The sequence below is a fragment of the Pedococcus sp. KACC 23699 genome, assembly GCF_045348425.1.
Classification (GTDB): domain Bacteria; phylum Actinomycetota; class Actinomycetes; order Actinomycetales; family Dermatophilaceae; genus Pedococcus.
Window position 1 is genome coordinate 1,738,627 of record NZ_CP157483.1, and the last position, 12,922, is coordinate 1,751,548.

General features: G+C 70.2%; 11 protein-coding genes. 10 read left to right on the forward strand and 1 reads right to left on the reverse strand.

Annotation, left to right across the window (positions count from 1 at the left end):
* Window positions 1-287 precede the first annotated feature (287 nt).
* The 6 genes from dnaN (at window position 288) to ABEG17_RS08090 (ending at window position 6,146) form a co-directional block, all read left to right on the forward strand.
* Window positions 288-1,421, forward strand: a complete 1,134-nt coding sequence (gene dnaN / locus ABEG17_RS08065; protein ID WP_406832765.1) for a DNA polymerase III subunit beta — start codon at window positions 288-290, stop codon at window positions 1,419-1,421.
* Window positions 1,422-1,587: 166 nt separating this feature from the next.
* Window positions 1,588-2,667, forward strand: coding sequence for a phosphogluconate dehydrogenase (NAD(+)-dependent, decarboxylating) (gene gnd, locus ABEG17_RS08070; protein ID WP_406832766.1), 1,080 nt, complete (start codon window positions 1,588-1,590; stop codon window positions 2,665-2,667).
* Between the two features lie 30 nt (window positions 2,668-2,697).
* Window positions 2,698-3,897, forward strand: coding sequence for a DNA replication/repair protein RecF (gene recF, locus ABEG17_RS08075; RefSeq protein ID WP_406832767.1), 1,200 nt, complete (start codon window positions 2,698-2,700; stop codon window positions 3,895-3,897).
* On the forward strand, window positions 3,890-4,474 hold the full coding sequence (locus ABEG17_RS08080; protein ID WP_406832768.1) for a DUF721 domain-containing protein: 585 nt from the start codon (window positions 3,890-3,892) through the stop codon (window positions 4,472-4,474). Before recF ends, ABEG17_RS08080 begins: the two co-directional genes overlap by 8 nt.
* Window positions 4,475-4,557: 83 nt before the next feature.
* On the forward strand, window positions 4,558-5,046 hold the full coding sequence (locus tag ABEG17_RS08085; protein WP_406832769.1) for an acyl-CoA thioesterase: 489 nt from the start codon (window positions 4,558-4,560) through the stop codon (window positions 5,044-5,046).
* On the forward strand, window positions 5,043-6,146 hold the full coding sequence (locus tag ABEG17_RS08090; protein WP_406832770.1) for an alcohol dehydrogenase catalytic domain-containing protein: 1,104 nt from the start codon (window positions 5,043-5,045) through the stop codon (window positions 6,144-6,146). Before ABEG17_RS08085 ends, ABEG17_RS08090 begins: the two co-directional genes overlap by 4 nt.
* A gap of 6 nt (window positions 6,147-6,152) precedes the next feature.
* Here ABEG17_RS08090 and ABEG17_RS08095 read toward each other — a convergent pair whose 3' ends face one another.
* Window positions 6,153-6,749: a hypothetical protein gene (locus ABEG17_RS08095; protein WP_406832771.1), complete on the reverse strand. Its 597-nt coding sequence runs from the start codon at window positions 6,747-6,749 to the stop codon at window positions 6,153-6,155.
* Window positions 6,750-6,854: 105 nt separating this feature from the next.
* On the opposite strand from ABEG17_RS08095, the gene ABEG17_RS08100 reads away from it, so the two are divergent.
* The 4 genes from ABEG17_RS08100 (at window position 6,855) to ABEG17_RS08115 (ending at window position 12,812) form a co-directional block, all read left to right on the forward strand.
* Window positions 6,855-7,160 (forward strand): protealysin inhibitor emfourin, encoded by a 306-nt coding sequence (locus tag ABEG17_RS08100; protein WP_406833160.1) that lies wholly within the window; start codon window positions 6,855-6,857, stop codon window positions 7,158-7,160.
* A gap of 405 nt (window positions 7,161-7,565) precedes the next feature.
* A complete protein-coding gene (gene gyrB, locus ABEG17_RS08105) occupies window positions 7,566-9,584 on the forward strand; it encodes a DNA topoisomerase (ATP-hydrolyzing) subunit B (RefSeq protein WP_406833162.1) in 2,019 nt (672 codons plus the stop codon).
* An 85-nt stretch (window positions 9,585-9,669) separates the two neighbouring features.
* Window positions 9,670-12,306 (forward strand): DNA gyrase subunit A, encoded by a 2,637-nt coding sequence (gyrA, locus tag ABEG17_RS08110; protein ID WP_406832772.1) that lies wholly within the window; start codon window positions 9,670-9,672, stop codon window positions 12,304-12,306.
* Window positions 12,303-12,812, forward strand: a complete 510-nt coding sequence (locus ABEG17_RS08115; protein WP_406832773.1) for a DUF3566 domain-containing protein — start codon at window positions 12,303-12,305, stop codon at window positions 12,810-12,812. The genes gyrA and ABEG17_RS08115 overlap by 4 nt, the downstream gene beginning before the upstream one ends.
* Window positions 12,813-12,922 lie beyond the last annotated feature (110 nt).

Here is a 12,922-nt window from a genome sequence, read left to right on the forward strand (position 1 = left end):
ACCGTGTCCGCCGCGCCGTCCACCCCGTGTGCACAGGCCGATCACGCCCCTGACCTGCGACGACGACGGCTGTCCACAGACTGCACACCCCCTACAACGATGACGAGATCCCTCAACTCAGAGATCCAGCCCCGAGGACCAACCCTGTGGCCCGACCCCCTCTGAATGACACAAACCGGATTGCTCGATCCGGGTTGGCCGACCGCAGCGCGAGCACTAGGGTCAGTGCGCAATCACATTCTTGGTGTTGAGGCGGCTGGGCCGCACGTGAAGGGCAGGTAGCGACGGTGAAGTTCAGGGTCGAACGAGAGGTCCTCGCCGACGCCGTCACCTGGGTGGCTCGAGGGCTGCCCGCCCGCCCACCGGTCCCGGTCCTGGCCGGCGTCCTGATCGAGGCCAGCGAGGAAGGCACCCTCACCCTCTCGGCGTTCGACTACGAGGTCTCGGCGAAGATCACCGTTGCTGCCGATGTCGCCGAGGGCGGGACGGTCCTCGTGCTCGGCCGGCTGCTCGCCGACATCTCGCGCAACCTCCCGAGCAAGCCCGTCGACGTCGCCACCGACGGCAACAAGGTCGCGGTGACGTGCGGTTCGTCGCGGTTCAGCCTGATGCAGATGCCTGCGGCCGACTACCCCACCCTGCCGACCTCCCCCACGGCGAGCGGCCACATCGACGGAGGCCTGTTCACGCAGGCCGTCGCCCAGGTGGCCATCGCAGCCGACCGCGGCGACACCCTGCCGATCCTCACCGGTGTCCGCGTGGAGATCGACGGCTCGACGATGACCCTGCTCGCCACGGACCGCTACCGGCTGGCCATGCGCGAGCTGCAGTGGAACCCCGAGGCCACCGACGCACAGCACCTGGCGCTGGTCCCCGCTCGCACCCTGTCCGACACCGCCAAGGCCCTGGGCGCCTCCGGCTCCATCGAGGTCGCCCTCGGTTCGTCCGCCGGGGGTGACGGGCTCGTCGGGTTCGAGGCCGGTCAGCGCCGCACGACCACCCGACTGCTCGACGGCGAGTACCCCAAGGTCACCTCGATCTTCCCGTCCAGCGTCGACACCGAGGCGGTCATCAAGACGTCCGAGCTGGTCGAGGCCGTCAAGCGCGTGGCCCTCGTCGCCGAGCGCAACACCCCGGTCCGGCTGCGCTTCACCGACGGCCAGGTCGCCATCGAGGCCGGCACCGGCGACGACGCCCAGGCGTCCGAAGCGGTGGAGTCGACGCTCACGGGGCCCGAGATCGAGATCGCCTTCAACCCCCAGTTCCTGCTCGACGGCCTCGGCGCCGTGGGCACCGAGTTCTCGCGGCTGTCGTTCACCCAGCCGTCGCGGCCGGCAGTGCTCTCCGGGCAGGACGAGCAGGACGGCGAGGCCGACACCTCCTACCGCTACGTCCTGATGCCCGTCCGCTTCGCGAGCTGAGCGCCCCCGGGCGTAGCCTGACCTACGCGCACGGCGAGGTATGCCGTTCGTGCGGCAAAGGTCCCTCCCCTGCGGGGCCGTCGGCCGTACCCGCGAAACCCACGAACGAACCACCCACGCGCGCGCTCAGCACCCGCGAGATCCACCTCCTGAAAGGCGTCGTCACATGCAGCTCGGTCTGATCGGCCTCGGCAAGATGGGCGGCAACATGCGCGAGCGCATCCGCCGCGCAGGCCACGAGGTGGTGGGTTTCGACAACAACCCGGCTGTCTCCGACGTCAAGACGCTGGCGGCCCTGGTCAAGAAGCTCGACGCCCCTCGCACGGTGTGGGTGATGGTGCCCGCCGGTGCCCCCACCCGCGACACGGTCGCCAAGCTCGGCGAGCTGCTCGACAAGGGCGACATGGTCATCGACGGCGGCAACAGCCGCTTCACCGACGACTTCGAGAACGAGAAGCTGCTCAAGGCCAAGGGGATCGGCTACGTCGACTGCGGCGTGAGCGGTGGGATCTGGGGCCTGGAGAACGGTTACGGCCTCATGGTCGGCGGCACCGCGGCCAACGTGAAGAAGGCCATGCCGATCTTCGACGCGCTGCGCCCCGAGGGCCCCCGCGAGGAGGGCTTCGTCCACGCCGGCAAGGTCGGCGCGGGCCACTACACGAAGATGGTCCACAACGGCATCGAGTACGGCCTGATGGCTGCCTACGCCGAGGGCTACGAGCTGCTCGAGGCCAAGGACATCGTCACCGACGTCCCCGGCGCCTTCAAGGCCTGGACCCGCGGTACGGTCGTGCGCTCCTGGCTGCTCGACCTGCTCGTCGACGCCCTGGAGAAGAACCCGCACCTCGACGACGTCTCCGGCTACACCGTCGATTCTGGCGAGGGCCGCTGGACCGTCGAGGAGGCCATCGCCAACTCGGTGCCCATGCCGGTGATCTCGGCGTCGCTGTTCTCGCGGTTCGCCTCTCGTCAGCAGGAGTCGCCGACGATGCAGGCCGTCGCCGCGCTGCGTGGTGGGTTCGGTGGCCACCAGGTCATGTCGGTCACCGAGGGTGAGCAGCTGCGCGCCGCCGGTGCGCCCAAGCACGAGAAGGCCGTCGCCGCGCAGGTCGCTCCCAAGGAGAAGCCCACGACCAGCGCGAAGAAGGCTGCGGCCAAGGGTCGCAAGGCCGCTACCGCGGGTCCGTCGTCGGGCACCGGCTCCACGGGGTCGGCCCGCAAGCGTGCGGCGAAGAAGTCGAGCTGACCCCCACCCCGACCACCTGATCGGGCGATCGTGCACGTCCGCCACCTGAGCGTCTCCGACTTCCGCAGCTACGCCGGCGCTGAGCTGCCGCTGGAGCCCGGGGTCACGACGCTGGTCGGTCTCAACGGGCAGGGCAAGACCAACCTCGTCGAGGCCATCGGCTACCTCGCGACTCTCTCGAGCCACCGCGTGGCCACCGACCAGCCGCTGGTGCGGTTCGGGGCCGAGCAGGCGGTGATCCGCGGGGCGGTGGTGCGCGACGGTCGGGAGACGATGGTCGAGCTCGAGCTCAACCCGGGTCGGGCCAACCGGGCCCGCCTCGGCCGCTCCCCGGCCGGTCGCCCTCGGGACGTGCTGGGCACGTTGCGGACCGTGCTCTTCGCCCCGGAGGACCTGGCCCTGGTCAAGGGCGACCCGTCCGAGCGCCGCAAGTTCCTCGACGACCTGCTCGTCGCGAGGCAACCGCGCTGGGCCAGCGTCCGCGGCGACTACGACAAGATCCTCAAGCAGCGCAACGCCCTGCTGAAGTCCGCGGCCCCGGTGCTGCGGCGTGGTCAGCGGCGCCCGCCGCCGCGGCCCACCGACGAACCGGTCGAGGACGCCCGCGCCTCCGCGTTGCACACCCTTGACATCTGGAACGACCACCTCGCGACCGTCGGGTCGCAGCTGCTCTATGCCCGGTTGCGCCTGCTGCGCGACCTCGGCCCGTACCTGACCGCGGCCTACGACGAGGTCAGCGCCGGCCAGTCCGACGCCCGGGTCTCCTACAAGAGCTCGCTGCGCGAGGCGGTCTCGGCGTCGCTGGCGGCGGGCGAGGTGCCGGAGATCGACCAGCTCCGCACAGAGATCCTCCAGACCCTTGCCGAGCTGCGCGACCGCGAGGTCGAGCGCGGCATGTCGCTGGCCGGGCCCCACCGCGACGACCTGGTGCTCTCGCTCGGGGAGCTGCCGGCCAAGGGGTACGCAAGCCACGGCGAGAGCTGGTCGTTTGCGCTGGGACTGAAGCTGGCGGCATACCAGCTGCTGCGGCACGACCTCGGTGACGACCCCGTCCTGATCCTCGACGACGTGTTCGCCGAGCTGGACTCCGGCCGCCGCGAGCGCCTGGCCGCGATGGTGGCCGACTGCGAGCAGGTCCTCATCACCGCCGCGGTCGACGCCGACGTGCCCAGCACGTTGACCGGCCGGACGTATGCGGTGAGCCTGGGTGAGGTGAGCCTGCGTGAGTGAGGACCCCGGCGAGGACCTCCCAGAGGGCCTGCCGATCGAGGCCGGCCCGGACGACGGACCCGAGGCGACCGAGTCCGGAGAGCCCGCGGGCTCGGTGGAGGACGCGGCGAGTGCCGCGCTGCAACGGGCGCGAGCGGCCGCGCGGGACAAGGGACTTCGCCCCGGGTTGAAGCCGATGCGCCGTCGTCGGCCAGGAGTCCCGAGCAAGGCCCCGCGGGACGGTCGCGACCCGCTGCTGCTCGGTGACCAGATGGACAGGTTGCTGTCCGACCGGGGCTGGAAGGTCGACGTCGCCGTCGGCTCGGTGATGGGGCGCTGGCCGCAGATCGTGGGCGAGGAGGTCGCGCAGCACTGCATCCCGGTGACGTTCGAGTTCGGGGTCCTGACGGTGCGAGCAGACTCGACGGCCTGGACGACCCAGCTCAAGCTGCTCGAGTCGGCGATCATGGGCCGGCTGGAGGGCGAGGTCGGCAAGGGCACCGTCAGTGCACTGAAGATCGTCGGCCCGAGCGCCCCGTCGTGGTCCAAGGGCCCGCGGCGCAGCACGGGACCCGGTCCCCGCGACACCTACGGCTGAGCGATGCGGGTCGGTGGCCTGACTGCCGCGCCCACCGACGGCCGGCGCGGCACCGTCATCGGGCCGCTGCCTAGGATCGAGCCATGACGGCCGACGCTGACCGCACCGCCACTGAGGGCTCCGCCCCGCGGCAGGACCCACGTTCGCTGACCCGGGCGCACTTCGACCACGTGGTCCCGGCGACGACGCGCTGGTCGGACAACGACATGTACGGCCACCTCAACAACGCCGTCTACTACGAGCTGTTCGACTCGGCGATCAACGGCTGGCTGATCGGCAGCGCCGGCATCGACGTGATGGCGCTGCCCGAGCTCGGGGTCGTCGCCGAGTCCGGCTGCCGCTACTTCCGAGAGCTGGAGTACCCCCGCCCCCTCGAGGTCGGGGTGCGGGTCGAACGCGTGGGGCGCAGCAGCATCACCTACGCCCTGGGTCTGTTTGACGCCGAGTCCGCCGAGCTGGCGGCGCTGGGGCACTGGGTCCACGTCTACATCGACCGCACCTCACGCGCCACCGTCCCGATCCCCGCGGTGGTCCGCGACCTGCTGGACGACGCGGTCCTGGCACGGGCATGAGGATCACGGGCGCGGTGCTCGAAGAGGTCGGCCGGCCCGGACCCTGGGCGCTGACCCGTCCCCTCACCGTCGGCGAGCTCGAGCTGGACGGCCCGGGCCCGGGTGAGGTGCTCGTCGAGATGGAAGCGGCCGGGGTCTGCCACTCCGACCTGTCCGTCGTCGACGGCAACCGCAGCCGGCCCGTCCCGATGCTGCTCGGTCACGAAGGTGCCGGGCGCATCCGCGAGGTGGGTGCCGGTGTCACGGACCTCGCCGTCGGCCAGCGCGTGGTCATGACGTTCCTGCCCCGCTGCGGGGAGTGTGCGGGCTGTGCCACGGGGGGTCGGATGCCGTGCGGTCCGGGATCGGTGAGCAACGGCGCCGGTGAGCTGCTCGGAGGTGGGCGACGGCTCTCCCGCGACGGCGGCCCGGTGCACCACCACCTTGGCGTCTCGGCGTTCGCCACTGATGCCGTGGTCGACAGCCGCTCGGTGGTCGCCGTCGAGGACGACCTCCCGCCCGACGTCGCCGCGCTGCTCGGCTGCGCGGTGCTCACCGGCGGCGGGGCGCTGCTCAACGCCGCCCCACCGGAGCCCGGTCAGTCGGTGCTCGTGGTCGGCCTGGGCGGAGTCGGTATGGCGGCCCTGCTCACCGCCCTCGCGCTGGGCGCGGGCGAGGTGATCGCGGTCGACGGCGTCGCTGCCAAGCGGGACCGGGCGCGTGAGCTGGGGGCGACCCAGGTGCTGGACCCGGGCGAGCTGGGTGGCAGCGGGGTCCGGGCCGACGTCGTCGTCGAAGCGGCCGGGAACGCGCGCGCCTTCGAGGCGGCGCTCGCCGCGACCGCACCCGGCGGCCGGACCGTCACCGTCGGGCTGCCGCACCCCGACGCCCGCGCCAGCGTCTCCCCGCTGCAGCTGGTCGCCGAGGCCCGTACGGTCATCGGCAGCTACCTGGGATCGGCGGTCCCTCGTCGCGACATCCCGGTCCTCGCCCAGTGGTGGCGCGAGGGGCGGCTGCCCGTCGAGGTGCTGGTGTCCTCCAGGATCACCCTGGACGAGGTCAACACGGCGATGGACGAGCTGGCGGCCGGACGCGCCATACGGCAGGTCATCGGGTTCTGAGCCCGGTCAGCCGGGGCGCAGGCTCCGGACGACCTCGTCGGCCACCGGGTCCGTCGTCGACGCCGCGTCGGCCCCCGCGGCCGCGATGGTGATGGCCAGGACCTCGCCGTGCACCGCGACGTGCACCACGGTGCTCGTGGCAGGTACGGAGCCCAGCGTGAAGTGGTAGCGGGTGACCAGCACGGTCCCGAGCGGGCTGGCCGCAGGGTGGCTCGAGTCGACCTCCTCGTGCAGCTGGGTCAGCTCCCCCTGCACCGTGCCGGCGTCCGGCACCCGGCTGAACCTCGTCCGCTGCACGTCGACGGTGCAGAGGTAACCACCACGGACGGGGCCCGTCATGCTGGCCAGCGTGCTCGTGCGCAACCCCTCGGCGTAGGCCTGCGGCGTGAAGCCCTGGCGCTGGGCGGCCTCGATGACCCAGGCCTGGGTCGGGGCCGGCCGACGGTCGGCGTCGTGCCACCCGTGCGGCAGGTCGAAGCGCAGCCGCGCTTGGCTGACCTCGACCGTGTGCGGCCCGGTCGTGGCCCGGACGGCAGCCACGCCGGCACCGGCCACGAGCACGCCAGCGAGCAGCCCGACTGCGACGACCCGACCCCTGCGCATGGCAGGAGGGTACGGAGCGCCGGCTGCGGTGGCCCCCGGGTTCGGCGGTCCCTCGTCCCTCTGGCGGATGTCGGTGGGGCCGCGCACCATGGACCCTTGAGCGAAATGTCCCGATCCCCGGGTGATGGCGACGAGCTGGTCCAGGTGCGGCGCACGGGCGGCCTGGCCGGCATCCGCCAGGCGCGCACCGTGGCGCTGGCCGAGCTGGCCGAAACCGACGCGACCCAGTGGCGCTCGCTGCTCGCCGACGACGGGTTGCACGCCCTCGCCGCCACCCCGCCCGGGCGAGCGGTCCCTGATGCCTTCACCTACCACGTGGCCTGCCCGCCGGAGGGTGACGAGGTCACGCTGCCCGAACACGGCATACCGGATCCGGTCCGGGAGCTGTTCCGGCGCACGCTCGGGGAGTGAGCCGGGAGTGAGCCGGGGGTGAGTCCGGCCGGCTCCTCGAAACCGCGAAATCCGGCGCTGAGGGCCCGGGTGACGTACGGGGACTCAAAAGCGACCCCATATTTGGTTCAAATCGCGGCTCACGGGCCTCCTGACGCCATGCGTGACACTCCCGACAGGTAGACTGACGGGTGAAATCGCGACCAGCTGGTCTCCCAGACTGGTCGCGAGTCATGAGCAGGGTGCAGCGACGTGCCGGGGCCGACCCCCGAGCGGCTGCCCCACCGGAGAAGGAGCACCGTGTCCGAGTCTGACCAGACGCCACACGAGAGCACGCCGAGCACCACCCCCCTCGAAGCACCCACCGCCAGCCCCAACTCGGGACCGTCCGAGAACCTCACCGCAGCCCAGGCCGAGGCCGCGCGGCTGCAGGCCGAGGCGGAGCTTGCCGGGGTGCCCTCCGGGTCGGACTACGACGCCAGCGCGATCACGGTCCTCGAGGGTCTCGAGGCCGTCCGCAAGCGCCCCGGCATGTACATCGGCTCGACCGGGGAGCGCGGCCTGCACCACCTGGTGTGGGAGATCGTCGACAACGCCGTGGACGAGGCGCTCGCCGGCTACGCCGACACGATCGACGTGACCCTGCTGGCCGACGGCGGGGTGCGGGTGGTCGACAACGGCCGTGGCATCCCCACCGGCCGCAACGAGGCCTACGACATGTCGACGGTCGAGCTCGTGCTCACCCAGCTGCACGCCGGTGGCAAGTTCGGCGGCGGCGGCTACAAGGTGTCCGGTGGCCTCCACGGCGTCGGCTCCTCGGTGGTCAACGCGCTCTCGACCCGCCTCGACGCCGAGGTCCACCAGCTCGGTCACGTCTTCCGGGTCTCCTTCGACCACGGTGAGGCCACCGCGCCCCTGGAGAAGATGGAGGCCTCGGACCGCACGGGCACGACCATCACCTACTGGGCCGACGGCGAGATCTTCGAGACGACGACGTACGACTTCGAGACGATCCGGGCCCGGTTCCAGCAGATGGCGTTCCTCAACAAGGGACTGACCATCAACCTCACCGACGAGCGGGTCCCCGAGTCCGCAGCCGACGCCGAGGACGCCGACGTGGTCGACGCCGCGGAGAAGAAGCCGCGCACGGTCAGCTACAAGTACGACAACGGCCTGGTCGACTACGTCACCCACCTCGTGTCCTCGAAGAAGGCAGAGCCGGTCCACAACGAGATCATCTCGATCGAGTCCGAGGACAAGGAGCGGCAGCTGTCGCTCGAGCTGGCGATGCAGTGGACGACGGCCTACTCCGAGTCGGTCCACACCTATGCCAACACGATCAACACGCACGAGGGCGGCACCCACGAGGAGGGCTTCCGCGCGGCGATGACCAAGCTCATCAACGACTTCGCGCGCAAGCAGAACCTCCTCAAGGACAAGGACGAGAACCTCACCGGTGACGACATCCGTGAGGGCCTGACCGCCGTCGTGTCGGTCAAGCTCGGCGAGCCGCAGTTCGAGGGCCAGACCAAGACCAAGCTCGGCAACTCCGAGGTCAAGGGGTTCGTCCAGCGCGCCATGACCGACGAGTTCGGCCACTGGCTCGGCGCGCATCCGAACGAGGGCAAGGACATCGTCCGCAAGTCGATCCAGGCGGCTGCCGCTCGCATGGCGGCCCGCAAGGCGCGTGAGGCGACCCGTCGCAAGGGCCTGCTCGAGTCCGGCGGCCTGCCCGGCAAGCTGCGCGACTGCCAGAGCAAGGATCCCTCGATCTCCGAGGTCTTCATCGTCGAGGGCGACTCGGCCGGCGGCTCTGCCGTGCGTGGCCGCAACCCGCACAACCAGGCGATCCTGCCGATCCGAGGCAAGATCCTCAACGTCGAGAAGGCCCGCATCGACAAGGTGCTCGCCAACAACGAGGTGCAGGCGCTGATCTCGGCGTTCGGCACCGGCATCGGCGAGGACTTCGACAAGACCAAAGCGCGCTACCACAAGATCGTGTTGATGGCCGATGCCGACGTCGACGGCCTGCACATCCGGACCTTGCTGCTGACCCTGCTGTTCCGGTTCATGCGCCCGCTCATCGAGGAGGGCTACGTCTACCTCGCGCAGCCGCCGCTCTACCGCCTCAAGTGGAGCAACCACGCCCACGAGTTCTCGTACTCCGACCGTGAGCGGGACGCGATGCTCCTGGCCGGTCAGGCGCAGGGCTGGCGCCTGCCGAAGGACGCCGGCATCCAGCGCTACAAGGGTCTGGGTGAGATGGACTACCAAGAGCTCTGGGAGACCACGATGGATCCCGACCACCGCGTGCTGCTGCAGGTGACGCTCGACGACGCGGCTGCTGCGGACGAGATCTTCGCAATCCTCATGGGTGAGGACGTCGAGAGCCGCCGCGGCTTCATCCAGCGCAACGCCCGCGACGTGCGGTTCTTGGACATCTAGGTATGGCGCGGAGCCACGTTTCACGTGGAACTTTCCGCCCGACATACCCGACAACGTTGAATTGCACTGAGGGACAAGGGAATTCATGACTGAGATACCGCCGATCGAGTACGACCGCACTGAGGCGGTCGACCTCAACGCCGAGATGCAGCGCAGCTACATCGACTACGCGATGACGGTCATCGTCAGCCGCGCGCTGCCTGATGTGCGCGACGGGCTCAAGCCGGTGCACCGCCGCGTGGTCTACGCCATGTACGACGGTGGCTACCGCCCGGACCGCGGCTACAACAAGTGCAGCCGCGTCGTCGGCGAGGTCATGGGTCAGTACCACCCGCACGGTGACTCCTCGATCTACGACGCCCTCGTCCGCCTCGTGCAGGACTGGTCGCTGCGCTACCCGCTGGTCGACGGCCAAGGCAACTTCGGCTCCCCGGGTGATGACCCGGCTGCGGCGCCGCGGTACACCGAGTGCCGGATGGCGCCGCTGGCCATGGAGATGGTCCGCGACATCCACGAGGAGACCGTCGACTTCCGCGACAACTACGACGGCAAGACGCAGGAGCCGACCGTCCTGCCGAGCCGGTTCCCCAACCTGCTCGTCAACGGCAGCTCCGGCATCGCCGTGGGCATGGCGACGAACATCCCGCCGCACAACCTGCGCGAGGTCGCCGACGCCGCCCAGTGGATCCTGGCCAATCCCGAGGCCGACCGCGAGGCCGTCCAGGCCGCGGTGGTCTCCAAGATCAGCGGGCCCGACTTCCCCACCGGCGCGCTGATCCTGGGCCGCAAGGGGATCGAGGAGGCCTACCGCACCGGTCGTGGCTCCATCATCATGCGGGCGGTCGTCGAGGTCGAGGAGATCCAGGGCCGTCAGTGCCTCGTGGTCACCGAGCTGCCCTACCAGGTCAACCCCGACACCCTCGCGCAGAAGATCGCCGAGCTCACCAAGGAGGGCCGGCTCTCCGGCATCGCGGACATCCGCGACGAGACCTCCGGCCGCACCGGCCAGCGCCTGGTCGTCGTGCTCAAGCGCGACGCCGTGGCCAAGGTCGTGCTCAACAACCTCTACAAGCACACCCAGCTGCAGACGAACTTCGGTGCCAACATGCTGGCCCTGGTCGACGGGGTGCCGCGCACGCTGCCCGTCGACGCGTTCATCCGGCACTGGGTCGACCACCAGATCGAGGTCATCCAGCGTCGGACCGCGTTCCGCCTGCGCAAGGCCGAGAATGAGATCCACATCCTGCGTGGACTGCTCAAGGCGCTCGACGCCCTCGACGAGGTCATCGCCCTCATCCGCAGGTCGCAGACCGTCGAGGCCGCACGCGAGGGCCTGATCGCCCTGCTGGAGATCGACGAGATCCAGGCCCGCGCCATCCTCGAGATGCAGCTGCGCCGACTGGCCGCCCTCGAGCGCCAGAAGATCATCGACGAGCACGACCGCCTCGAGGCACTCATCCTCGACTTCGAGGACATCCTGGCCAAGCCCGAGCGGCAGCGCGCGATCGTCTCCGAGGAGCTCGCCGAGATCGTCGAGAAGTACGGCGACGACCGTCGTACCCGGATCGAGTTCTTCGATGGCGACATGTCGATGGAGGACCTGATCCCCGAGGAGGACGTGGTCGTCACCATCACCCGCGGCGGCTACGCCAAACGGACCCGGGTCGACGCCTACCGCTCGCAGGGTCGTGGCGGCAAGGGAGTCCGCGGTGCCTCACTGCGCGGCGACGACATGGTGCAGCACTTCTTCACCACGACCTCCCACCACTGGCTGCTGTTCTTCACCAACCTCGGCCGGGTCTACCGCGTCAAGGCGTACGAGCTGCCCGACTCCGGTCGTGACGCCAAGGGTCAGCACGTCGCCAACCTGCTCGCGTTCCAGCCGGACGAGAAGATCGCGCAGGTCCTCGACGTGCGCGACTACGACCAGCAGCCCTACCTGGTGCTGGCCACGAAGAACGGCCTGGTCAAGAAGACCCGCCTCGGCGACTACGACTCCCCCCGCAGTGGTGGCCTCATCGCCATCAACCTCAAGGACGGTGACGAGCTGGTCGCCGCCGACCTCGCGTCGCAGACCGACGACCTGCTGCTGGTCTCGCGCAAGGCCCAGTCGGTGCGCTTCCACGCCACCGACGAGCAGCTGCGACCGATGGGCCGCGCCACCAGTGGTGTGACCGGCATGCGGTTCCGCGACGACGACTCGATGCTCTCCCTCAGCGTCATCCACGAGGGCGAGGACCCCGATGTCTTCGTGGTCTTCGAGAACGGCATGGCCAAGCGCAGCCCGTCCTCGGACTGGAACGCCAAGGGCCGCGGCGGCCTCGGCGTCGCCGTCGCCAAGATCACCGAGCGCAACGGCGACCTGGTCGGCGCCCTCACGGTGAGCGAGGACGACGAGGTCCTGGTCATCATGGGCAAGGGCAACATCGTGCGTATGCCGGTCGGTCCGGTCACGCGGCGCGGGCGCAACACCCAGGGCATGAAGTTTGCCAGCCCGGGCAACAGCGACTCCGTCGTGGCCGTGGCGCGCAACCCCGAGCGCACCGCCGACGAGGCCGACGCAGAACTGGTCGTCCCGGGTGCCGAGGGAGACTCGCAGGCCACTGATGCCGTACCGTCGTCAGTGAACGAGCAGGTCGCCGAGGTGGCTGGCGAGGGTGTCGACGAGACGCCGGAGGCCCCCGAGACGACCGGGACTGATGCCAGCGGAGGTAACGAGTGAGCACGGCAGGCCAGACGAGCACCTCCCGACCCGGTGGACAGGACTCCGGCACGATGAACCGGGACGCCGGCGCCCAGGGCGTCCCCCGATCCGGTGCCCCGGCCCGACCCGGGGCGGCCGCTCCCGCCGCCAGTGCGGCGCGGGCCCGACGGGTCAAGCTCACCGTCTCACGGGTCGACCCGTGGTCGGCGATGAAGATGTCGTTCCTCATCTCGGTCGCCCTCGGCATCGCCGGCGTCGTCATGGTGGCGGTCCTGTGGATGATCCTGTCCGGCATGGGGGTCTTCTCGGAGGTCAACCGCCTGGTCGGCACGATCTTCAACGACACCCAGAACCCGTTCGACATCATGGACTTCCTCGGATTCGGCCGGGTGCTGTCCCTGTCGATCGTCGTCGGGGTCATCGACGTCATCCTGCTCACCGCGCTGAGCACGCTCGGGGCGTTCCTCTACAACATCTGCTCGGCGCTCGTCGGCGGCCTCCAGCTGACCCTCACCGACGACTGAGAGCCGGCTCCACGGCATACGAAAACTGCCCATCCTCCGGTCGCGGAGGGTGGGCAGTAGCCGTTTTGGTGGGCGGGTCACCTGTCATGTAACCTCGTGCCTCGCGCCAC

Coding starts and splice junctions, on each gene's coding strand:
- ABEG17_RS08095 (WP_406832771.1), bottom strand. CDS start 6,749: ATGCGCAGGGGTCGGGTCGTCGCAGTCGGGCTGCTCGCTGGCGTGCTC.
- gnd (WP_406832766.1), top strand. CDS start 1,588: ATGCAGCTCGGTCTGATCGGCCTCGGCAAGATGGGCGGCAACATGCGC.
- ABEG17_RS08085 (WP_406832769.1), top strand. CDS start 4,558: ATGACGGCCGACGCTGACCGCACCGCCACTGAGGGCTCCGCCCCGCGG.
- gyrA (WP_406832772.1), top strand. CDS start 9,670: ATGACTGAGATACCGCCGATCGAGTACGACCGCACTGAGGCGGTCGAC.
- ABEG17_RS08090 (WP_406832770.1), top strand. CDS start 5,043: ATGAGGATCACGGGCGCGGTGCTCGAAGAGGTCGGCCGGCCCGGACCC.
- ABEG17_RS08100 (WP_406833160.1), top strand. CDS start 6,855: ATGTCCCGATCCCCGGGTGATGGCGACGAGCTGGTCCAGGTGCGGCGC.